Annotated in this window: 21 protein-coding genes and 1 tRNA gene; 7 read left to right on the top strand and 15 right to left on the bottom strand. The window is 67.7% G+C overall.

Features of this window, described 5'->3' with window-relative positions:
* Window positions 1–2 precede the first annotated feature (2 nt).
* Complete coding sequence (locus tag G6N28_RS22130; protein WP_163904040.1) at window positions 3–1,517, bottom strand: sugar porter family MFS transporter; 1,515 nt, start codon at window positions 1,515–1,517, stop codon at window positions 3–5.
* A 58-nt stretch (window positions 1,518–1,575) separates the two neighbouring features.
* On the bottom strand, window positions 1,576–2,259 hold the full coding sequence (locus G6N28_RS22125; protein WP_163904038.1) for an HAD family hydrolase: 684 nt from the start codon (window positions 2,257–2,259) through the stop codon (window positions 1,576–1,578).
* Between the two features lie 40 nt (window positions 2,260–2,299).
* Here G6N28_RS22125 and G6N28_RS22120 point away from each other — a divergent pair, with 40 nt between their 5' ends.
* The gene (locus tag G6N28_RS22120; RefSeq protein ID WP_163904035.1) at window positions 2,300–3,103 is read left to right on the top strand and encodes an SDR family oxidoreductase; all 804 of its coding nucleotides are present in this window, start codon (window positions 2,300–2,302) and stop codon (window positions 3,101–3,103) included.
* 1 nt (window position 3,104) lies between these two features.
* Here G6N28_RS22120 and metH read toward each other — a convergent pair whose 3' ends face one another.
* Window positions 3,105–6,833, bottom strand: a complete 3,729-nt coding sequence (gene metH / locus G6N28_RS22115) for a methionine synthase (RefSeq protein WP_163904033.1) — start codon at window positions 6,831–6,833, stop codon at window positions 3,105–3,107.
* A gap of 381 nt (window positions 6,834–7,214) precedes the next feature.
* Between metH and G6N28_RS22110 the strand changes: the two genes are divergently transcribed.
* Window positions 7,215–8,105 carry a PAC2 family protein gene (locus tag G6N28_RS22110; RefSeq protein ID WP_163904030.1) on the top strand — a complete coding sequence of 297 codons (891 nt, stop codon included), beginning with the start codon at window positions 7,215–7,217 and terminating at the stop codon, window positions 8,103–8,105.
* On the opposite strand, the gene G6N28_RS22105 is transcribed toward G6N28_RS22110, so the two are convergent.
* Genes G6N28_RS22105 through G6N28_RS22065 form a run of 9 tightly spaced genes read right to left on the bottom strand, consistent with a single transcriptional unit; the run spans window position 8,106 to window position 15,887 of the window.
* Window positions 8,106–9,539 (bottom strand): DUF1254 domain-containing protein, encoded by a 1,434-nt coding sequence (locus G6N28_RS22105; RefSeq protein ID WP_163904028.1) that lies wholly within the window; start codon window positions 9,537–9,539, stop codon window positions 8,106–8,108.
* On the bottom strand, window positions 9,536–10,414 hold the full coding sequence (locus G6N28_RS22100; protein ID WP_163904026.1) for an SDR family oxidoreductase: 879 nt from the start codon (window positions 10,412–10,414) through the stop codon (window positions 9,536–9,538). The genes G6N28_RS22105 and G6N28_RS22100 overlap by 4 nt, the downstream gene beginning before the upstream one ends.
* A 16-nt stretch (window positions 10,415–10,430) precedes the next feature.
* Complete coding sequence (gene mshC / locus G6N28_RS22095) at window positions 10,431–11,669, bottom strand: cysteine--1-D-myo-inosityl 2-amino-2-deoxy-alpha-D-glucopyranoside ligase (protein ID WP_163904024.1); 1,239 nt, start codon at window positions 11,667–11,669, stop codon at window positions 10,431–10,433.
* A 47-nt stretch (window positions 11,670–11,716) separates the two neighbouring features.
* The gene (locus tag G6N28_RS22090; protein ID WP_163904021.1) at window positions 11,717–12,514 is read right to left on the bottom strand and encodes a 3'(2'),5'-bisphosphate nucleotidase CysQ; all 798 of its coding nucleotides are present in this window, start codon (window positions 12,512–12,514) and stop codon (window positions 11,717–11,719) included.
* Window positions 12,515–12,563: 49 nt separating this feature from the next.
* On the bottom strand, window positions 12,564–13,379 hold the full coding sequence (locus G6N28_RS22085) for an Rv2133c family protein (protein ID WP_179962134.1): 816 nt from the start codon (window positions 13,377–13,379) through the stop codon (window positions 12,564–12,566).
* Entirely contained in the window at window positions 13,363–13,950 is a 588-nt protein-coding gene (locus G6N28_RS22080) for an Rv2134c family protein (RefSeq protein ID WP_163904019.1), read from the bottom strand. Before G6N28_RS22080 ends, G6N28_RS22085 begins: the two co-directional genes overlap by 17 nt.
* Window positions 13,951–13,993: 43 nt before the next feature.
* Window positions 13,994–14,704 (bottom strand): histidine phosphatase family protein, encoded by a 711-nt coding sequence (locus tag G6N28_RS22075; protein WP_163904017.1) that lies wholly within the window; start codon window positions 14,702–14,704, stop codon window positions 13,994–13,996.
* Complete coding sequence (locus tag G6N28_RS22070; RefSeq protein ID WP_163906526.1) at window positions 14,701–15,531, bottom strand: undecaprenyl-diphosphate phosphatase; 831 nt, start codon at window positions 15,529–15,531, stop codon at window positions 14,701–14,703. The genes G6N28_RS22075 and G6N28_RS22070 overlap by 4 nt, the downstream gene beginning before the upstream one ends.
* Before the next feature lie 44 nt (window positions 15,532–15,575).
* Window positions 15,576–15,887 carry a hypothetical protein gene (locus tag G6N28_RS22065; protein ID WP_163904015.1) on the bottom strand — a complete coding sequence of 104 codons (312 nt, stop codon included), beginning with the start codon at window positions 15,885–15,887 and terminating at the stop codon, window positions 15,576–15,578.
* Between the two features lie 130 nt (window positions 15,888–16,017).
* Between G6N28_RS22065 and G6N28_RS22060 the strand changes: the two genes are divergently transcribed.
* Genes G6N28_RS22060 through G6N28_RS22050 form a run of 3 tightly spaced genes read left to right on the top strand, consistent with a single transcriptional unit; the run spans window position 16,018 to window position 18,387 of the window.
* The gene (locus G6N28_RS22060; RefSeq protein ID WP_407664992.1) at window positions 16,018–17,052 is read left to right on the top strand and encodes a YncE family protein; all 1,035 of its coding nucleotides are present in this window, start codon (window positions 16,018–16,020) and stop codon (window positions 17,050–17,052) included.
* 5 nt (window positions 17,053–17,057) lie between these two features.
* Entirely contained in the window at window positions 17,058–17,306 is a 249-nt protein-coding gene (locus G6N28_RS22055) for a DUF5703 family protein (protein WP_179962227.1), read from the top strand.
* Between the two features lie 7 nt (window positions 17,307–17,313).
* Window positions 17,314–18,387: a quinone-dependent dihydroorotate dehydrogenase gene (locus G6N28_RS22050; protein WP_163904008.1), complete on the top strand. Its 1,074-nt coding sequence runs from the start codon at window positions 17,314–17,316 to the stop codon at window positions 18,385–18,387.
* Window positions 18,388–18,447: 60 nt separating this feature from the next.
* On the opposite strand, the gene G6N28_RS22045 is transcribed toward G6N28_RS22050, so the two are convergent.
* Window positions 18,448–18,978 (bottom strand): YbhB/YbcL family Raf kinase inhibitor-like protein, encoded by a 531-nt coding sequence (locus G6N28_RS22045; RefSeq protein WP_163904005.1) that lies wholly within the window; start codon window positions 18,976–18,978, stop codon window positions 18,448–18,450.
* Between the two features lie 25 nt (window positions 18,979–19,003).
* Window positions 19,004–20,338, bottom strand: a complete 1,335-nt coding sequence (locus G6N28_RS22040; protein ID WP_163904004.1) for a M20/M25/M40 family metallo-hydrolase — start codon at window positions 20,336–20,338, stop codon at window positions 19,004–19,006.
* Between the two features lie 81 nt (window positions 20,339–20,419).
* Between G6N28_RS22040 and G6N28_RS22035 the strand changes: the two genes are divergently transcribed.
* Window positions 20,420–20,508, top strand: a tRNA-Leu gene (locus tag G6N28_RS22035).
* A gap of 78 nt (window positions 20,509–20,586) precedes the next feature.
* Here the strand turns inward: G6N28_RS22035 and G6N28_RS22030 are convergent.
* On the bottom strand, window positions 20,587–21,171 hold the full coding sequence (locus G6N28_RS22030; RefSeq protein ID WP_163904003.1) for a TetR/AcrR family transcriptional regulator: 585 nt from the start codon (window positions 21,169–21,171) through the stop codon (window positions 20,587–20,589).
* Window positions 21,172–21,290: 119 nt separating this feature from the next.
* Between G6N28_RS22030 and G6N28_RS22025 the strand changes: the two genes are divergently transcribed.
* Window positions 21,291–22,025, top strand: a complete 735-nt coding sequence (locus G6N28_RS22025; protein WP_163904002.1) for an SDR family NAD(P)-dependent oxidoreductase — start codon at window positions 21,291–21,293, stop codon at window positions 22,023–22,025.
* Window positions 22,026–22,059 lie beyond the last annotated feature (34 nt).

The following is a 22,059-nucleotide window of genomic DNA, read 5'->3' as shown; positions in this document are numbered from 1 at the left end:
GTTTAGCCGGCGGGCTGTTCATGGGGCCGGGTGTCACGTTGCATGTCCTCCAAGTGCATCCCCTTGGTCTCCTTCACCCAGCGCAAGACGAACACCAACGACAACACGGCGCACACCGCGTAAAAGCCGTAGGCCGCGCCCAACACGTCGCGCAGGCCCGGGAACGTCACGGTGATCAGCCAGTTCGCCACCCACTGCCCGGCCGCGGCCAGCCCGAGTGCCGCGGCGCGGATCCGGTTCGGGAACATCTCGCCGAGCAGCACCCACACCACCGGGCCCCACGACATGCCGAACGAGACCACGAACAGGTTCGCCGCGATCAGCGCGATCGGCCCGGACGCACCGGAGAGCACGGGCTGTTCCTTGCCGTCGACGATCTCGCTGCCCGCGGTCGCGAAGATCACCGCCATCGTGCCCAAAGTCAGCGCCATGCCCGTCGAGCCGACCAGCAGCAGCGGCCTGCGCCCGACCCTGTCGATGAGCGCGATCGCGATCAGCGTGGTGACGATGTTGGTGACCGACGTGATCACCGTGATCAGGAACGCCTGGCTCTCGTCGAACCCGACGGCCTCCCACAGGATGTTGGAGTAATAGAAGATGACGTTGATGCCGACGAACTGCTGAAAGACCGACAACGCCAGGCCGACCCACACGATGCCGTAGATGCCTCCGGTCGGCTTGCGCAGGTCTCGCCATGACGGCGGTTTGTCGGCTTTCAGCGACTCCTGGATGCGGGTGATCGTCAGCTCCAGGTTCTTCTCCCCGAGCAGCTTGGTCAGGACCCGGCGAGCCTCCGGAATCCGGTATTTGGCAACGAGATAACGCGGTGACTCGGGAATGGTGAACGCCAGCGTCCCGTACACGACGGCCGGGATCGCCATCATGAGGAACATCCAGCGCCAGGCCTCCATGCCGAGCCACAGCACTTCCCCGGACCCGCCTGCCAGATGGGCCAGCAGGTAGTCGATCGCCAACGACAGAAAGATGCCCGTGACGATCGCCAACTGCTGCAGGGAGCCGAGCCGGCCCCGGATCCGCGGCGGCGACGTCTCGGCGATGTACATGGGGGCGATCACCGAGGCGACGCCGACCCCGATGCCCCCGACGATGCGAAACAGCACCAGCATCCACACCCCGCTGGGCAGCCCGAGGTAGTGATCGTCGTTTCCGCCGATGAAATTGAACGCCAAACCGGTGCCGAACGCACTGATCAGAAACAGCAGCGCCGCCAGCTTCATGACCGCCAAGCGGCCGATCTTGTCGGCGAGCCCGCCGGCGGTCATCGCGCCGAGCGCCGCGCCGAGCAACGCCGACGCCACCGCGAACCCCAGCCCCAGACCCCCGATGACGAACTCGTCTTCGATCGCGGCGACAGCGCCGTTGATCACGGCACTGTCGTATCCGAACAGCAACCCGCCCAACGCTGCCACCGCGGCGATCCGCACGACACGGCCGGCATGCTCGGTTTCCTCGTAGTCCACCCCGGATTCGGCTCCGCCGGCGGGTGCGTGGGTCATGTGGGCGCCTTTCCGCAGAATGCGTGACGAGAGTCACATTGAATCATTCCGGCGTACGTCAGGCGCTGCGTTCGCCCAGTTCTGCCGTCAGCTGCGCGTAGACGTTTCGCAGCGACGCGGCGTCCAGGCCCGCAAGGGAGCCGGCATGTCGGCGCCCTGACCCGCCGGGCACCGCGACGTCGTTGGGCACCACCAACACCGGGCAGCCCGCGCTTTCGGCCGCCGCGGCGCCGGTCACGGAGTCCTCGACCGCAAGGCACTCCGGCGGTGCCAGCCCGAGCAGCGTGGCCGCGCGCTGATATGCGTCGGGAGCGGGCTTGCCACGGCGAACTTCGTCTCCGCAGACGGTTGCCGAAAAGTAATGCCTGCCAATGCTGTGCAGCGCCCGTTCGGTCAGCATGCGTTGGGTGTTGGTGACCAGGGCCACCGGAATTTCTTCGGCGGCAAGGGCTTCCAGCAACTCACGCGCGCCGTCGCACCACGGCAGCCCGTCCTCGAACAGGTCGGCGGTGTAGGCGTGCAGCCAGCGGTCGGACTCGGCCATCGCGGCCGGGTCGGGGTCGAGCGCCAGGTCGGCGTACACGGCGCGGATGGTGTCTTCGGCCGAACTGCCCACCAGCGACGCCCTGACCTCCGCGGTCAACTCGCCACCGAGTTCGGTGTAGAGCGCGGCCAGCGAGATGTCCCAGAGTTTTTCGGAGTCGACGAGGGTGCCATCCATATCGAACAGCACGGCCTGCATGTTCGCGATTGTGTCATGGCCGGCGCGTAGCGTGAAATCCATGACCATTCTCGTGACGGGCGCAACCGGAAACATCGGCCGCCGCATCGTGGACCAGCTGATCGACTTGGGCTGCAACGACATCCGCGCGCTGACCACAAACCCGGCGAAGGCGAACCTGCCCGACGGCGTGTCCGCCGCCACCGGTTACCTCGGCAAACCGGCGACCCTGCCCGCGGCACTGCAGGGCGTGGAGGCGATGTACCTCGCCCCGCTTCCGGCGACACTGGACGCCACCCTCGAGTTGGTCAAACAGGCCGGTGTCGGCTACGTCGTCGCGTTGTCGGGTAGTGGGGACTGGCAGGAGCACGCCGACAGGATCACGGCGTCCGGGCTCGTCAATACGCAACTCGGGCCGGGCGAGTTCACCGACAACTTCACGATCTGGTCAGAGCAGATCAAGGCGACCCGCACCGTCCTCGAGGCGTATCCGTCGGTGGTCGAGGCACCGATCACCATGGACGACATCGCCCGCGTCGCCGCGACGCTGTTGGCCAGGCCCGACCCCGCACACTACGGGCAGTCCTACCCGATCACCGGCCCGGCGGCGCTCACCCGCGCCGAGATCGCGCAGCAGGTCGGTGTGGGTGTCGGCATCGACGTGACGGTCGAGCACTGCGGCCGTGCCGAAGCCGAGACGGCGTTGCGGCCCGCGATGGGTCAGTACGCGCACTGGTACCTCGAGCAGATCGAAACCGGCCTCGACGCGCCGCAACACGCCAACCAGCTGGTCGCCGAACTCACCGGCACACCAGCTCAATCGGTGGCCGAGTGGGCCGGCGCCAACGCCGACTCGTTCCGCTGACTCAGTCCTCCGGGTTGTAGCTGAGGTTGGAGCTCAGCCAACGCTCGGCTTCCTTGAGGGTCCAGCCCTTGCGTTTGGCGTAGTCGGCGACCTGATCCTGGGCCACCCGGCCGACCACGAAGTACTGGGACTGCGGGTGCGAGAAATACCAGCCGCTGACGGCGGCACCGGGCCACATCGCCATCGACTCGGTCAGCTCGATGCCGGTGCGGGTGTGGACGTCGAGCAGCCGCCACAGCGTGGCCTTCTCGGTGTGCTCCGGGCAGGCCGGATAGCCGGGGGCGGGGCGGATGCCGACGTACTTCTCGGCGATCAGGGCCTCGTTGTCCAGCTGCTCTTCGGGCTGATATCCCCAGAACTCGGTGCGGACCCGCTGGTGCATCCGTTCGGCGAACGCCTCGGCCAACCGGTCGGCCAGCGATTCCAGCAGGATGGCGCTGTAATCGTCGAGGGCCGCCTTGAACTCCATGATCTTGTCCTGGCTGCCGAGCCCCGCGGTGACCGCGAACGCGCCGACGTAGTCCCGCAGGCCCGTCTTTTTGGGCGCGACGAAGTCGCCCAGCGAGCGGTTCGGAATGCCCTCGCGGTGCTCGCCCTGCTGGCGCAGGTTGTGCAGCGTGGCCAGCACCTCGGTGCGGGTGTCGTCGGTGTAGATCTCGATGTCGTCCCCGACCGCGTTGGCCGGGAAGAATCCGATCACCCCGTTGGCCGTGAGCCACTTCTCCTTGATCAGGGTGTCGAGCATCGTCTGGGCTTCCTCATACAGCTTGCGGGCGGTTTCGCCGGTGGCCGGGTTGTTGAGGATGTCGGGAAAGCGGCCCTTCATCTCCCAGGCGTTGAAGAACGGCTGCCAGTCGATGAACTCGCGCAACTCGGCCAGGTCGTAGTCGAGAAATTCCCGAATCCCGGTGCCTACCGCGGGCACCGGCGGCGTGTAGCCGTCCCAGTCGATCGGCGTGCGGTTCGCCCTGGCCTTCTCCAGGGTCAGCATCGGCCGCTCGTTCTTCTGGGCGTGCCGTTCACGCAGGGCGGCGTAGTCCTTCTCGGTCGCCTCCAGCAGCGCCGGACGCTGCTTGTCGTCCAGCAGCGCGGCGGCGACCGGCACCGAGCGGGACGCGTCTTTGACCCAGACCACCGGACCGCTGCGCTGCGGTGCCACCTTCACCGCCGTATGCGCCCGTGAGGTGGTCGCCCCGCCGATCAGCAGCGGGATCTGTAGTCCCTCGCGTTCCATCTCGGCGGCGAAGTTCACCATCTCGTCCAGCGACGGGGTGATCAGGCCCGACAGCCCGACGATGTCGGCGTCGTGCTCCTCGACGGCGGCCAGAATCTTCTGGGCGGGCACCATCACCCCGAGATCGACCACGTTGTAGTTGTTGCACTGCAGCACCACGCCGACGATGTTCTTGCCGATGTCGTGGACGTCGCCCTTGACGGTCGCCATCACGATGGTGCCGTTGGAGTGCTCCGCATCGCCTGGCTGTTTTTCGGCCTCGATGAACGGAAGCAGATATGCCACAGCCTTTTTCATCACTCGGGCCGACTTGACCACCTGAGGCAGGAACATCTTGCCGGAGCCGAAGAGGTCGCCGACGACGTTCATGCCGTCCATCAGCGGGCCCTCGATCACCTCGATCGGGCGACCGCCGGCGGCGGCGATCTCGGCGCGCAGCTCCTCGGTGTCGTCATCGACGTGGGCGTCGATGCCCTTGACCAGGGCGTGGGTGATCCGCTCGCGGACCGGCAGGCTGCGCCACTCCGCAGCGGACGCGTCGTCGGATTTGTCCGTGCTGTTGAAGCGTTCGGCGATCTCCAGCAGCCGTTCGGCGGCGTCGGGGCGGCGGTTCAGCACGACGTCTTCGATGCGGTCCCGCAACTCGGCGTCGATCGAGTCGTACGGCACCAGCGCCCCGGCGTTGACGATGCCCATGTCCAGACCGGCGTTGATGGCGTGGTACAGGAACACCGCGTGGATCGCCTCGCGGACCGGGTTGTTGCCGCGGAACGAGAACGACACGTTTGAGATGCCGCCGGACAGGTGCACGCCGGCCAGGTTCTCCTTGATCCAGGCGCAGGCCTCGATGAAATCGATGCCGTAGGTGGCGTGTTCCTCGATCCCGGTCGCCAGCGCGAAGCAGTTCGGGTCGAAGATGATGTCCTCGGCCGGGAAGCCGACCTGCTCGGTCAGAACGCGGTAGGCGCGCCCGCAGATCTGCTTGCGGCGCTCCAGGTTGTCGGCCTGCCCCTGCTCGTCGAAGGCCATCACGACGACGGCGGCGCCGTACTTGCGGCACAGCCGTGCCTCGCGGATGAACTTCTCCTCGCCTTCCTTCAGCGAGATCGAGTTGACGATCGGCTTGCCCTGCACGTTCTTCAGGCCGGTCTCGATGACCTCCCACTTGGAGGAGTCGATCATCACCGGGACACGGCTGATGTCCGGTTCGGAGGCGATCAGCTTGGTGAACCGGTCCATCGCGGCGACGCCGTCGATCATGCCCTCGTCCATGTTGATGTCGATGACCTGCGCACCGGCCTCGACCTGCTGCAGGGCCACCGACAGCGCGGTGTCGTAATCCTCGGCCTTGATCAGGTTGCGGAACCGCGCGGAGCCGGTGATGTTGGTGCGCTCACCGATGTTGACGAACAGGGAGTTGTCGTCGATGTTGAGCGGCTCGAGGCCCGACAGGCGGGTGGCCACCGGGATCTCGGGGACCTGGCGCGGCGGCTTGCCCTCGACCACCTTGGCGATCTCGGCGATGTGCGCCGGAGTGGTTCCGCAGCAGCCACCGACCAGGTTGACGAAGCCCGCGTCGGCGAAATCGGCGACGTATCCGGCCTGCCGCTCGGGGGTTTCGTCGTATTCGGCGAACGCGTTGGGCAGCCCGGCGTTGGGATAGCAGGAGACGAAAGTGTCGGCGATGCGCGATATCTCGGCGATGTAGGGCCTCATCTCCGGCGCGCCCAGGGCGCAGTTGAGCCCGACGGCCAGCGGCTTGGCGTGGCGGATCGAGTTCCAGAACGCTTCGGTGACCTGACCGGACAGCGTCCGCCCCGACGCATCGGTGATGGTGCCCGAGATGATCACCGGCCAGCGGCGGCCCCGGTCCTCGAACAGCGTCTCGAGGGCGAACACCGCGGCCTTGGCGTTCAGCGTGTCGAAGATCGTCTCGACGAGGATGATGTCCGCGCCACCGTCGACCAGGCCATTCGCCGATTCCAGGTAGGCGTCGACCAGCTGGTCGTAGGTGACATTGCGGGCGCCCGGATCGTTGACGTCCGGTGAGATCGACCCGGTGCGCGTCGTCGGCCCGAGCGCCCCGGCGACGTAGCGCGGCTTGTCGGCTGTGCTGTATTCGTCGCAGGCCTTGCGCGCCAACGCGGCGCCGACGTAGTTCAGCTCGTAGCTGAACTCTTGCATGCCGTAGTCGAACAGCGAGACCGCGTTCGCGTTGAACGTGTTGGTCTCGATGATGTCGGCGCCGACGTCGAGGTACTCGCGATGGATCGCCTCGATGATCTGCGGCTGGGTGAGGTTGAGCAGGTCATTGTTGCCCTGCAGATCGCTGGGCCAGTCCTTGAACCGCTCGCCGCGGTAGCCGGCCTCGTCGGGCCGGTCGCGCTGGATCGCGGTACCCATCGCACCGTCGATCACCATGATCCGCTGCTTGAGAGTGGCCATCAGCGCGTCCGTGCAGTCCGGACGGGGGTTGGGCTCAAATGTCACGTGCACTCCTTCCTTAGCGGAAGGCGTCCTTGACTTCGCCGAGCGTGGCGGATACCGAGCGGGGACCCTGTCCCCAGGTATCCGTTGCAACGCCTCTCGGCGGGGAAGAGTCTACGTCGTCTCCCGATCAAACGTCTCGACCCCCGCCGTACCGGTGCGCGACAGCTCGTAGATCTCGTCGGCAAGATCGTGGGCAACTCCTAACCACCCTTGGTTAACCCGATTACCGCCGAACGTATTTCGTCGCGATGACGTCTGACCGGGTGCGGCTGGGCGCCGAACGCGCGCTGTTTCCCATCAGCCACATCGACAGGGTAGTCCTGCTGTGCAAGCAGGCTTGTGAGGTGATGGTCCTCCCCATCCGGCGACAAGCCTTACGCTGGCGGTGTGACCTCGTCGCAAGCGGGCGGCCACGGACAGCCTGGCCTGCCCGAACTCAACGACACGATCGTCGTTGCCGCCTTCGAAGGCTGGAACGACGCCGGTGATGCCGCCAGCGACGCCCTGGAGCACCTCGAGGCGGTCTGGGAGGCGGAACCGATCCTGGAGATCGACGACGAGTCGTACTACGACTACCAGGTCAACCGTCCGGTGATCCGCCAGGTCGACGGCGTCACCCGCGAGCTGGTGTGGCCCTCGATGCGCATCTCGCACTGCCGGCCTCCGGGTTCGGACCGCGACATCGTGCTGATGAACGGGGTCGAACCCAATATGCGCTGGCGGACGTTCTGCGCGGAGTTGTTGGCGATCGCCGACAAGCTGCACGTGCAGACCGTGGTGATCCTGGGCGCGCTGCTGGCCGACACGCCCCACACCCGGCCGGTGCCGGTGTCCGGGGCGGCCTACTCGCCCGACTCGGCGCAGACGTTCGGGCTGGAGGAGACCCGTTACGAGGGCCCGACCGGTATCGCGGGGGTGTTTCAGGATGCCTGCGTGCAGGCGGGCATCCCGGCGGTGACGTTCTGGGCGGCGGTGCCGCACTACGTGTCGCAGCCGCCGTGCCCCAAGGCGACGGTGGCCCTGCTGCGCCGCGTGGAGGACGTGCTCGACATCGAGGTGCCGCTGGGCGACCTGCCCGCGCAGGCCGAGGAGTGGGAACAGCTCGTCTCCGAGATGACGGCCGACGACGACGAGATCGCCGAGTACGTGCAGTCGCTCGAGCAGCGCGGCGACGCCGAGGTCGACCTGCACGAGGTGCTTGGCAAGATCGACGGCGACGCGCTGGCCGCCGAGTTCGAGCGCTACCTGCGCCGCCGCGGCCCGGGGTTTCGCGGCTAGCTACGTCTTGACCACGTGCGGCGGCTTCCAGGTGCCGTTCAGCGCGTCGGGCTTGGGCCAGTACAGCCGCATGATCATCTGGAACGGGCCCTTCGGGGCCGGAAGCCAGTTGGCCTCCTTGTCCGGTCCTGGTGACTGGTTCTGCACATAGATGGTGTAGCCGCCGTCGGGGTCGGGCGTCAGGCTGGGCAGCATCGTCGAGTTGATCAGGTAGCGCTGGATCGGATTTTGCACCAGCAGGCTCTGCGGCATCTCATACATCGTCACCGACCAGAAGGCGTTGACCGGCGGCAGCTGGCCGGCCGGCAGCTTCACGATGTAGTTGTCGGCGCCGGTCAGCGGCGCCCCCGTGGAGTCGACGGCCAGGCCCGGGTACAGCGCTTCGGCCGCGGTGTTGCCGAAGATGCCGAACACCGCCCCCGCCATCCGGTAGAGGTAGTTGCCGCCGAGATCCGTTGCGGTGCCGAAGAAGTCCGCCGAGGTGACCTCACCGGTCTCGATCTTGTCCTTGGTCAGCTTGTCGAGTTCGGCCCAGGCGTCGGCCATGCCGCCCTCGACGGCCGCGCGCATCTCGGGTGAGAGCTTGTCGGCTTCGAAGTCGCCGTCGGGCCCGATTCCGATGGACGCGAACCGCTCGCGCATCTGCTTTTCCCGGGGCAGCACTGGCATGGTCCGCAGCGTGAAACCGAGAATCTCGAAGAACTGCGGTGACGTCCGCTCTTGCTCCGGGCTGAGCGGGGGCATGAAGTCGATCGGAGGGGCCGCGGGCGGTGACGGTTGGTTCAGGTACACCGAAAGCGGCGTCGCCTGATAGCCCTCCTGAATCTTCTTGACGTTCTCCAGATCCGACGGCCCGAACAACTGGGTGCGATAGATCACCGACCCCAGTTCGGTGTCGAACCGGAGGACCTCGTCGATGCCTTCGGGTTTCGCACCGTCCCAGTTCGGCCCGGCCAGCAGGTATCTGCTTCCACCATTGCCGGTGGTGCGGCTACCGACGTAGGCGACGTTGTAGGTGTAACCGTCGATGAATTGCAAGGAGTAGTAGCGGTCTTGCTCGATCGGCGGGACGGTCAGCACCAGCGGTTCGGTACGCAGGTCGACACCCAGCATCGAATACGGCGTGTCCGCGTTCGGCGTCTGCACCGCCTTGTCCTCAGGAGTGAAAAGCCTTGCCTCGCTGTGGACTTCGTTGAAGCCACCGCGGTAGTCGGGATCATGCTTGTCGACGAAATACGAGTACTGAATCCGGTAGCTGTCGACCAGCGGAAAGCCGTAGATATAGGCCTCCTTGGCGATCGCCCGCGCCTCCTGCAGGCTCACCGGCTCGGCGCTCGGGGGCGGCGGCGACGTCGTGACCTGCTCGGATCCGGAGGTACTGCACGCCGCGAAAAGCGCTGCGGCCAAGGCCGTTACCGCGAGCCGGCGGATCACCGCTTTTTCAGCGCTTCGGTGCGCGCGCTCATCGACCGGCCCAGCGCGGCCACCTCGGCGTCCATCTGCGGCAGGAGTTCGGGAACCGACGTGGCCGTGGCCTTCTCGACAAACCGCGTCGACAGCACAGGCTTGAGCCACCGCATCAACCCGACCCAGCGCGGACAGTTGATCTGGCGTTTGCGTTCCTCGATGCCCTTGACGAAGATCTCGCCGCACTCCTGCACCGACGTGGTCTTGGCCAGCGGGCCCGGCAGCCTGCGCAGCATCTCGCGGAAGGCCGCCGAGTCGGCCTTGCCCTCCCGCACCATTGGGGTGTCGATCCACAGCATGTGCGCCGAGCCGACATCGACGCCGCGGTGTGCGACCTCCAGGCGCAGCGCGTTGGCGAAGTGCTCGACGGCGGCCTTGGACGCGTCGTACGGCGCCATGCCCGCCGAGGCCGCGTAGGCGGCCGCCGACGACACGACCAGCACGTATCCGCGCCTGTCGATGACCGACGGCAGCGCGGCGCGCACCGTGTTGAACACCCCCACCACGTTGACGTCGACCAGGGTCTTGAACGCCTCCGGGTCGACGCCGAGCACCGACCCCGTGGTGGCGATGCCCGCATTGGCGATCACGATGTCGATGCCGCCGAACCGCTGGACTCCCCCCTCCACCGCGGCTTGCATCGCGTCCAGGTCACGGACATCGGCGACCACCGTCAGCACCCGGTCACCACCCAGCTGCGCGGCCACCCGATGCAGTTGCTCGCCATCCAGATCGGTCAGCACCAGGCTGGCGCCCTTGGCGTGCAGGCGCTGCGCCACCTCGGCCCCGATGCCGTTGGCGGCACCGGTGATCAACACGACTTTGCCGGTCACAGAACTCATGGGGTCAAGTTACCGGCTACAGCGCGACTCCCAGTAGCGCGTCCACCGCGGTCGTCACGGCGCGGGGGGCCTCGGCGTCGTGGCCGCCGTACTCCAGGGCGTCGGTCGTCCAGCCGTCGAGCGCGGCAAGCGCCTTCGGGGTGTCCAGGTCGTCGGCCAGGTACCGGCGAACGCGCGCGACGACGTCGGTGGCGTCGGGCCCGGCGGGCAGCGCGGTCGCCGTGCGCCAGCGGTGCAGCCGCTCGTTGGCCTCGGCGAGCAGGGCGTCGCTCCAGTACCTGTCGGCGCGGTAGTGCCCGGCGAACAGGCCCAGCCGAATGGCGGACGGGTCGACACCGTCGGCGCGCAGCCGCGACACCAGCACGAGGTTGCCGCGGCTCTTGCTCATCTTGTGACCGTCCCAGCCGATCATGCCCGCGTGCACGTACTGACGCGCGAATCGCCGCTCCCCCGTGACGGATTCGGCGTGGGCCGCCGAGAACTCGTGGTGCGGGAAGATCAGGTCGCTGCCGCCGCCCTGGATGTCGAGCCCGGTGCCGATGCGGCTGAGCGCGATCGCGGTGCATTCGACGTGCCAGCCGGGCCGTCCCGGTCCGAACGGCGACGGCCAGCTGGGTTCACCCGGCCGTGCCGCGCGCCACATCAGCGCGTCGAGCGGGTCGTGCTTGCCGGGCCGGTCGGGGTCGCCGCCGCGCTCGGCGAACAGCGCCAGCATGGTGTCGCGGTCATAGCCCGACTCGTAGCCGAACTGCCGGGTGGCGTCGGCGCGGAAGTAGATGTCGGGGTGGTCGGGATCGTCGACGACGTAGGCCGCGCCGGAGGCCAGCATCTTCTCGACCAGCTCGATGACCTCGGCGATGGCGTCGGTGGCCGCCACGTAGTCGTGTGGGGGTAGCACCCGCAGCGCCGCCATGTCGTCGCGGAACAGTTGGGTCTCCCGCTCGGCGAGCTCGCGCCAGTCGACGCCGTCGCGCTCGGCGCGCTCGAAGAGCGGATCGTCGACATCGGTGACGTTCTGCACGTAGTGCACCTGGTGTCCCCCGTCCAGCCACACCCGATACACCAGGTCGAACGCGAGATAGGTGGCCGCATGGCCCAGGTGGGTGGCGTCGTACGGGGTGATTCCGCACACGTACATGGTGGCCTTTTCACCGGCGCCGACCGGGCGGATCTGCCGGTCGGCGCTGTCGTAGAGCCGCAGTTGCGGGCCCCGCCCCGGAAGCGCCGGGACCTCGGGCGCCGACCACGATTTCATGAGCTCGACTCTAGGCATCGGTGTGACCGACAACGGAGGGGGCCGATTCATTCCCGGTCATTCCCGCCGATCCCGAACCGGCTGCCGTAGGCCGACCAGATGCCCTCGAGCAGCACGTCGCGCAGTTCCGGGCGACACATCAGCAGGTCGGGCAGGTAGGGGTCGGGCCGGTTGTAGATCAGCTCGGAGCCGTCGATGCGGGAGGCATGCAGGCCGGCCGCCTGCACCACCCCGGCGGGCGCGGCGGAGTCCCATTCCCACTGGCCGCCGGCATGTAGATAGGCGTCGACGTCGCCGCGGACCACGGCCATCGCCTTGGCGCCCGCGGAGCCGATACGCACCAGCTGGATGTCCATCAGCTCGCGCAGCCACCACAGCACCGCAGGCGGCCGGGTGGCGCTGGCGGTGATGAGAATGGGGCCGTCGCCGCGCGGCGGCGGCGGGGTGACCGTGTCGGTGCGATAGACCTCCCCGCGCGCCGGCAGCGCGACGGCCGCGTCGGTGATGGCCCCGTTCGGGCCGCCGTCGCGGCGCCATAGCGCGATGTGCACGGCCCAGTCGGTTCGGCCCGGCATGGAGAACTCGCGGGTGCCGTCGACGGGGTCGACGATCCACACCCGGTCGGCGTGCACCCGCGACAGGTCGTCGACGGCTTCCTCGGACAGCACCGCGTCGTTCGGCCGGGCCCGCCGCAGCAGGTCCAGGATCAACACGTTGGCTCGCCTGTCAGCGAGGTCGCCGAGGCCGTACGGGTCGAGGAAGCCGATCTCGTCACGGACGCTCAGCAGCATCTCGCCGGCGGCGGCGGCCACCTCGGCCGCCACCGCCGCATCCGTCAGGCTCACCGGCCCAGTAGATCATGAGGCCGGCGGCAACCGATCCCGTGCACCTCGCCTAGAAGGCCGGCCACGGGATCGGGCGGTGCCGGTCGGGCGTCGGCATCACGGGATTGGCCAGCAGCTCAACGGCTCTGGCTTCCAGCGCAACGATCTCCCTGCGGGTGATGAGCTCGAAGAGCTGCTCCCGCAACCCGTTTCGCAGCCCTTCACGGAGCCGGGTGACGGCCTCGAGCATCGGCTCGTCGACGGGTTTACCGGCCCACCCCCACAGCACGGTGCGCAGCTTGTCGTCCACATGCAGGCTCACCCCGTGGTCCACGCCGTACACGTGCCCGTCGACACCGCACAGGATATGGCCGCCTTTGCGGTCGGCGTTGTTGATCAGCACGTCGAAGACGGCCATCCGGCGCAACCGCACGTCGTCGGCGTGTACCAGGGTCACCTCGTCGCCGGCGTAGTTGTAGGCCTGCAACACCGGTAGGTATCCGGGCGGAATACGTCCGGCGGGCAGCAGATCGACGAGGTCAGGACCGGACACCGGTTGGTCGTCGGGGTCGTCACCGGGCTGGTCCACCCACAGCTGCAGCATGCCGCGCCCCGCGGGCCCGTCGCGAATAATGGTGTAGGGCACGATGTTCCAGCCCAGCGCTGCGGAGATCAGGTATGCGCCGCGCTCGCGGCCCGCCAGCGTGCCGTCCGGGAAGTCCCACAGCGGTGCCTCACCTTTGATCGGCTTGTACACGCAATGCGCTTGGCGCTCACCGAGATGTGCCTCGCACAGGAACGTGGCGTTGCTGGCCGAGCGGATGCGGCCGATGACCGTCAACTCGCCGCGCCGCAGCACCTCTTCGGCGTCAGGTTTCGACGTCATCGTCGGACTCTGCGAAGGCGCCGCGCCGGTAACCGTTGGTGCGCACGCAGAGGTGGCCTTCGGGGTCCAGCGGTTCGTCGCACAGCGGACACGGCGGCCGGCCGGCCGAGATGACACGGTTGGAGCGCGCCGCGAACTGGCGCGCGGACTCCGGCGTCAGGAACACGCGCACGGCGTCGGGCCCGTCCTCGGCGTCGTCGAGCACCACCGAGGCGTCGAACTCGGTTTCGGAGACCGCGAGCAGCTCGACGACGACGGTCTGGGCCTCGGAGTCCCAGCCCAGCCCCATCGTCCCGACCCGGAACTCGGCGTCGACCGGCGTGATCAACGGGCTGAGGTCCTCCACCTCGTCGGTGTCGGGCGGGATCGGGGTGCCGAAGCGTCGGTTGATCTCGACCAGTAGCGCGGCGATCCGCTCCGCGAGCACCGCCACCTGCTGCTTCTCCAACACCACCGACACCACCCGCTTGTCGTGAACGGCCTGCAGGTAAAAGGTCCGGTTGCCCGGCTGCCCAACCGTTCCGGCCACGAATCGGTCGGGTGTGCGGAATACGTGTATTGCGCGGGCCATGGCATCTCCCAAAATACCGGCAACGGTTCGCCAGCCGTAATCGCTACGAGCCGGTGGATCCCCCGACAACGGCGTCGTCCGGCGGCACCTCATCGTCGTTCTCACCTTCGGCCCTTGGCGGTTTGGCAAGCAGTGCGGAAGTCAACTGCGCGCCAGTGTGGTTGACGTGGATAACAAAGGGCCGCACCGCCGTGTAACGGATCACGCTCATCGACGCCGGATCGGCGGTGATGCGCTGAAAGCTGTCCAGGTGGGTGCCGAGCGCGTCGGCCACGACGGCCTTGATCACGTCGCCGTGCGTGCAGGCCACCCACAGCGCGTCGCCGTCGTGCAGCTCGGCCAGCCGGCGGTCGTGCTCACGCACCGCGGCCACCGCACGTGCCTGCACGGCGGCCAGGGCTTCACCGTCGGGGAACACCGCGGCGCTGGGCTGCTGCTGGACGACGCTCCACAGCGGGTCCTTGACCAACTCACCGATCTTGCGGCCGGTCCATGCGCCGTAGTCGACCTCGCTGATCCGTTCGTCGACGATCGGCTCCAGGCCGAGCGCCGCGGCCAGCGGTTCGATCGTGCGTTCGCAGCGCAGCAGCGGTGAGCGCACGATCGCCCGGATCGGCAACTCACCGACGCGCGTCACCAGCGCCCGGGCCTGTTCGCGGCCGCGGTCGTCGAGGTCGACTCCGTCGGAGCGGCCGGCCAGGGTGTGGGCGGTGTTCGAGGTGGACCGCCCGTGCCGCAGCAGGATCACCGTCATGTCGCAGCCATCACCCCCGTGCCGAGCAGGACCAGCACCACGGTGCCGAGTGCGATCCGGTAGCCGACGAACCAGTACATGCTGTGGCGGACCAGAAACCGCAGAAACCACGCCACCGCGGCGAACCCGACGACGAACGCGATCAATGTCGCGACCAGCAGCTGGGGTCCGCTGGCGCTCATCCCCTTGCCGACGGGCGCGAACGCGTCCGGCAGGGAGAACAGGCCGGAGGCGAACACGGCCGGGATCGCGAGCAGGAACCCGAAGCGGGCCGCGACCTCACGGTTCTGCCCGAGGAACAATCCGGCGCTGATCGTCGCCCCCGAACGCGATGTGCCAGGCAGCAGGGCCAGGCACTGCGCCAGCCCGACGATGATGCCGTCTTTCCACGTGAGCTGTTCGATCCGGCGGGTTTGGCGGCCGAAGTACTCGGCGGCGGCGATGACGAAGGAGAACACGATCAGCGCGGTCGCGATCGCCCACAGATTGCGTGCGCCCGTGCGGATTTCGTCCTTGAACAGCAGGCCGATCACCCCGATCGGGATGGTGCCGACGATGACGTACCAGCCCAGCCAGTAGTCGGGGGTGCGCTGCTCACGTGCGAACAAGCCGGTGAACCACGCCTTGACGATGCGGCCGATGTCCCTGGCGAAGTAGAGCAGCACCGCGAACTCGGTGCCCAGCTGAGTGACCGCGGTGAAGGACGCCCCGGCGTCGTCGGCGAAGAACAGCCGCGACGCGATCGCCAGGTGACCCGACGACGACACCGGCAGGAATTCGGTCAGGCCCTGCAATATCGCGAGAACGACCACCTGCAGCCACGACATCGCCGCCACGTCTGTCACGACGACGACCGTACCGTGGGGTCAGATCAGCGGTTGGTGCGCGACACCGGTTGGGCGGCGGCGACCGCGTCGCGCACGGCGGCCGACAGGCTGCGCTTGTCGGTGAGGTCGATGTCGGTCAGTTTGTGGGTGCCCACCGCGACGACATCTTCTTCCTGCGGCACCAGCGCGGTCAGCCGCGGGCGATAGACCTCCACGACGAGTTGCTGCCGTTCGATGTGGAAGGAAAAACTCCGTCCGTCGCCGACTTGGCCAAATCCGCTGGCGTGCACACCAGTCGAGATGTCCTCGATAGCAAACTTTTGATGATCCAGTTCCCGGTCCACCGCGAGGGTCATGACCGCACCATACCGCGAATGAATCCAAGTTGTGCGCACCCCCGCCGGGTGCTCGGCAAGTTGCTATGAAACGTCTGCATAAACTGAACTTTCGATTGGGAATTCCAACCGCACGAACGAGAGCTACCCCTTGCCGCCTTCCGTCAAACTGCCAGCGCAGGTCCTTCGCGCGTGTGTGTTCGTGGTGGCTATCTTTTCGTTTTCTGGATGTTCGTCGAACCCGGTGGACGCGCCGCCACCGACGATTCCCCCGGCACAGGCCGCCGACTCTCCGCCGGTCACAGCCGAGCCCGCGGGTGCGGTGTATCCGCTGCGCGGTCACGCGATTTCCGCAAATTTCGATGCGGGCACCGACTCGTTGGCGGTGCTGAGCCCGGGCCCGGCCGAGACCTCGGTGCTGTCGGTGGTGTCGCCGACGGGCGCCACCCGCGAGATTCCGCTGCCCGGCGCGGCGACCGCGATGACCGGCGACGACGAGGGCCGGGTCTATCTGGCCACCCGGGGCGGCTACCTCGTGGTCGACCTCGCGACCGGCGAGAGCACCCCGGTCGGCGTGGACGGACAGCAGGACACCGACTTCACCGCCATCACCCGCCGCGGCGACGGCCGCATCGTGCTCGGCAGCGCCGACGGCGCGGTGTACACCCTGGGGCCGGACGCCGCCGTCGCCGCCGAGCTCAAAATGTTCGCCAGGGTCGACGCGCTGGTCACCCAGGGCGACACGGTCGTCGTCCTCGACCGCGGACAAACCTCGGTGACCACGCTGTCCGACGACGGCACCCGGGCCGGGCAGGCGCTGCGGGCCGGTGACGGGGCGACCACGATCATCGCCGACCCGGTCGGGCGCGTGCTGGTCGCCGACACCCGCGGCGGCGAGCTGCTGGTGTTCGGTGTCGATCCGCTGATGCTGCGCCAGCGCTATCCGGTGCCCGACGCGCCCTACGGGCTGGCCGGCTCCGCCGCGCTGGCCTGGGTGTCGCAAACCGCAAGCAACACCGTCGTTGGCTACGATCTGGCCACCGGCATACCCGTCGAGAAGGCGCGATATCGAACCGTGCATCAACCGAACTCCCTGGCCTATGACGAACGGTCTGGCACCCTGTATGTGGTGTCGGCCTCGGGAGCGGGTGTGCAAGTGATCTCCGACGCGGCGGTGCCCGGGTGAGCGCCATGCACCGCGGCAGGATGCCACCTGGCTGGGACAAGGATCTGTCCGACGACTACGAGTGGATTCCGCTGCGGTTGCCGCCGGATCTGACCCGCATCAGCGCCTCGATCCGGCTGTCGATCGAGGCCGAGTACCGCGGGTGGGAGCTGACGCGGGTCCGGCTCTACAACGACGGCTCCCGGCGGGTGCTGCTGCGCCGGAAGAAGACACCGGCCGACCGGGCGGGTATCGCCGAGCAGCCCGCGCTGTGAGGCGCTGATGTACGGCGCGCTGCGCCGGGCGCTGTTTCTGGTCGCGCCCGAACGCATTCACACCTGGGTGTTCGCGGTGCTGCGGGGGCTCACCTTTCCGCGCCCGGCGCGCCGGGCGCTGATGCGGTGGCTGGCACCGCGCGATCCGGTGCTGGCCAGCACCGTGTTCGGGGTGCGCTTCGCGGGCCCGCTCGGGCTGGCGGCGGGATTCGACAAGAACGGCAGCGGCCTGCACGTCTGGGGAGCGTTGGGGTTCGGCTACGCCGAGGTCGGCACGGTCACGGCGCAGGCCCAGCCCGGCAACCCGGCGCCGCGGTTGTTCCGGCTGCCCGACGACCGCGCCCTGCTCAACCGGATGGGGTTCAACAACCACGGCGCCGGCGAGCTGGCGCTTCGACTGGCCCGGCACGTGCCCGACGTGCCGATCGGGGTGAACATCGGCAAGACCAAGGCCACTCCGGCCGAGGACGCGGTCGACGACTATGCCGAAAGCGCGCGGTTGCTCGGGCCGTTGGCGTCGTTCCTGGTGGTCAATGTCAGCTCACCGAACACGCCCGGGCTGCGGGACCTGCAGGCGGTGGCCTCGCTGCGGCCGATCCTGGAGGCGGTGCAGGCGCAGACGTCGACGCCGGTGCTGGTGAAGATCGCACCCGATCTGTCCGATCAGGATGTGGACGAAATCGCCGACCTGGCAGTCGAATTGGGGCTGGCCGGCATCGTCGCCACCAACACCACGGTGTCGCGGGATGGGTTGCGCACCGCCGGTGTGGAGGAACTGGGGCCCGGCGGGATCTCGGGGGCGCCGGTGGCGGCGCGATCGCTGCAGATCCTGCGCAGGCTCTACCGGCGGGTGGGTGACCGGCTGGTGCTGATCAGCGTCGGCGGCATCGAGACCGCCGACGACGCGTGGGAGCGAATCATCTCGGGCGCCTCGCTGCTGCAGGGCTACACCGGGTTCGTGTACGGCGGCGGGCTGTGGGCCAAGCAGATTCATGACGGCATCGCCCGCCGACTACACGACGGCGGGTTCAGTTCGCTGGCCGACGCGATCGGCTCGGCGCTCCCCCGCGAGCAGGCGTGAATTCCCCTACATTCGGGTGATTTTGGGGGTTTTCACGTCTGCTCGCGGGAAGGTAACGCGCTACTTCTGCTCGTAGGTGCCGTGGATGACCGCGCGGGCGATCGCGTTCATGAACAGGTTGAACCCCAGGTATGCGGGGCTGGCGTCGCCGTCGAGTTCGAGCTTCTCGACCTTGACCGCGTGCACGGCGATGAAATAGCGGTGCACGCCGTGTCCGGCGGGCGGGGCCGCGCCGATGTAGCGCTTGAGCCCGGCGTCGTTGGCCAGCGTCAGCGCGCTGCCCGGCAGCTCGCTGCCGTCACCGGCGCCGGCGGGCAGTTCGGTGACGGTGGCGGGCAGGTTGGCCACCGCCCAGTGCCAGAACCCCGAGGCCGTGGGCGCGTCGGGGTCGAAGACGGTCACGGCGAAGCTGCGGGTCTCCTCAGGAAAGCCCGACCAGCTCAGCTGGGGTGAGATGTCGGATCCGCCGGCCCCCATGATGCCGCTGACCTGGTCGTTGGCCAGCGGCTGGCCGTCGGTGACCGAGTCGGACGTCAGCGTGAACGACGGCAGCTTGGGCAGGAAGTCGTACGGGTTGTACGGAAATGCCACGGTGGAACCCTTTCTTCGATCGTGATCAACAGTGCAGCAGGAAATGCTCGAGAACCTTGGTGCCGAACTTCAACGCGTCAACGGGTACCCGCTCGTCGACGCCGTGGAACAGCGACGCGAAATCCAGGTCCGGCGGCAGCTTCAGCGGCGCGAACCCGAAGCATCGAATTCCCAACCGCGCGAAGTGTTTTGCGTCGGTGCCCCCGGACAGCATGTAGGGCACGGTGCGGGCGTCGGGGTCGGCGGACAGGATCGCGGCGTTCATCGCGTCCAGCAGCTCGCCGTCGAAGGTGGTCTCATACGACGGCAGGTTGGTGATCCACTCCCGGGTGACGTCGGGGCCGATGAGTTCGTCGACCTCGCGTTCGAAGGCGGCCTGCCGCCCCGGCAGCACGCGGCAGTCCACCACCGCTTCGGCCGCGCCGGGAATGACGTTGGCCTTGTAGCCGGCCTTGAGCATGGTGGGGTTGGCGGTGTCGCGCAGCGTGGCACCGACGATCTTGGCGATCGGGCCGAGCTTGGCGATCGCGCCCTCGATGTCGGGCGAGTCGAAGTCGAAGGTGTAGCCGGATTCCTCGGCGACGGCGGCCAGGAACTGTTCGACGGAGTCGGTCAGCACGATCGGGAACTGGTGGCGGCCCAGCTTGGCGACGGCGTCGGCGATGGCGGTGACGGCGTTGTCGTCGTTGATCATCGAGCCGTGACCGGCGCGGCCGTGCGCGGTCAACCGCATCCACATCATCGCCTTCTCGGCGGTCTCGATCAGGTACAGCGTGCGTTCGCCGCCGTCGCGGTGCGGGATGGTCAGCGAGAAGCCGCCGACCTCGCCGATCGCCTCGGTCACCCCCTCGAAGAGGTCGGGCCGGTTGTCGACGAGCCACTTGCAGCCGTAGTTGCCGCCCGCCTCCTCGTCGGACACGAACCCGAACACCATGTCGCGGGGCGGCACGATGCCCGCGCGTTTGAAGTGGCGGGCGACGGCGATCATCATCCCGCACATGTCCTTCATGTCGACCGCGCCGCGGCCCCACACGTAGCCGTTCTCGACCGCGCCGGAGAATGGGTGCACGCTCCACTCCGCGGGGTCGGCGGGCACCACGTCGAGGTGGCCGTGCAGCATCAGGGCCCCGCGACCGCGGTCGGCGCCCTCGAGCCGGGCGAACACGTTGCCTCGCCCCGGCGCCCCTGCCTCGATGTATTCGGTCTGGTAGCCGACCTCCTGCAGCTGCTCGGCCACCCAGTGGGCGCACTCGGCCTCGCCCTTGGTGGTTTCCGGTTCACCGGTGTTGGTGGTGTCGAACCGGATGAGGGTGCTGACGATGTCGACCACTTCGGCTTCGGCGTGCGACGGCGAGGACACGCCACCATTCGTACCATTGAGGTGGTGGGTTCGGTTTGGGTCCGGCCTCGGTGATCCGATAGCCTTAGCTGCCCAGAACTGGTCCGAGTGGCGGAATGGCAGACGCGCTAGCTTGAGGTGCTAGTGCCCTATTAACGGGCGTGGGGGTTCAAGTCCCCCCTCGGACACCACCGGCGACACAACTCAGGTCGCCTGCGTACATCCGCGCACGTTCGGGCCGGATCTTCTCGTTGTTCACCGCCGGATCGTCATGGAATGGCGTTGTCGATGAGGACGGCGGCGATGGCGGCGGCCGTCGGGAACGATTCGGTGTTGAGCACCCGCGTGCGGGTCGAGGCGCCGTCGAGGAGCAGCGCCAGTTGCTCGCCGAGCTCCTCGGGGTTGGTGGCGCCGGCTTCGCGGGCGGTTTCGGCGAACCGCGCGGCGACGGTGATCTTGTACTCGCGTACGCATTCGGCTGCCGGGTGCTGCGGGTCGGGGATTTCCACGGCCGCTGCGATGAAGGGGCACAGGGGCGTGACGTCCTCTGTTCCCGACTTGGGCACCTCGAACGCTGCGAGGAGTTTTTCGCGGGGGGTGAGGTCGGTGCGATCGAACACGTCGCCCATGACGTTCGGATCGAACCGTCGCAGGTATTCGGCGACCAGTTCGTCCTTGCCGGCGAAGTGCTGGTAGGCCGTGCGCTTGGACACCTGGGCCACCGCGCACAGCTGATCCATGCCGGTGCGGTTGATGCCCTGTTCGCGGAACAGCTGTTGGGACGCCCGCAGGATTCGCTCCCGTGCGCCCCGCCCCCGACGCAAGCGCTGCGGCCCCTTCTCCAGCTCCGTCATGGGACCAGTATAGAGCGAATGGTAACGATCGGTGTACATAGCTTGCGCTCCGGCGTTGCGGGAGTTACATTAAGCAAACCGACCGGTTTACATAGTGACATCTACGCATTGGAGTGATCGTGGGAAAGCTCGATGGCAAGGTAGCGGTAATCACCGGCGCTTCAACGGGATTGGCGCTCGCCGGCGCCAAGCTGTTCGTAGCCGAAGGAGCTCATGTCTTCATCACGGGCCGACGGCAGGAAGCGCTGGATGACGCGGTCAAGGCGATCGGTCGGAATGTCACCGCCGTGCAGGGCGATGCAGCCGACCTCGACGACCTCGATAGGTTGTATGACACGGTCAGGCGGGAAAAGGGCGCGATCGACGTGCTGTGGGCCAGCGCCGGGGACGCCGAGTACGGAAAACTCGGCGAGATCACCGAGGAACAGTTCGACGCCACCTTCTGGCTGAACGCGCGCGGCATGTTGTTCACCGTGCAGAAGGCATTGCCGCTGTTCAACGACGGTGGCTCGATTCTCATGACCGGTTCGAACGCCTCGCTCAAGGGTTATCCCGGCTGGAGCGTTTACGCCGGGAGCAAGGCCGTGCAGCAGGCCTGGGCCCGCGTATGGCTGGCCGAGTTGAAGGACAGGCGGATCCGGGTGAATGTATTGAGCCCCGGCCAGGTCGCGACCGCCAAGCAAGAAGAACTGTTCGACGAAGAGACGAAGCGGCAATTCGAATCCCTGATCCCGCGCGGAGAAATGGGCCAGCCTGACGAAATCGCCTCGGTCGCACTGTTCCTCGCCTCCGATGACTCGAGCTATGTGAACGGGATGGAGCTGGTTGCCGACGGCGGCACCGCGGCGATCTGAAGACGACAACCGCCATCAGGCTCATCTTGCTGGA

The sequence above is a fragment of the Mycolicibacterium pulveris genome, assembly GCF_010725725.1.
Lineage (GTDB): Bacteria > Actinomycetota > Actinomycetes > Mycobacteriales > Mycobacteriaceae > Mycobacterium > Mycobacterium pulveris.
The sequence above is the reverse complement of the archived record's forward strand: the minus strand, read 5'-3'. Positions and strand labels throughout refer to the sequence as shown.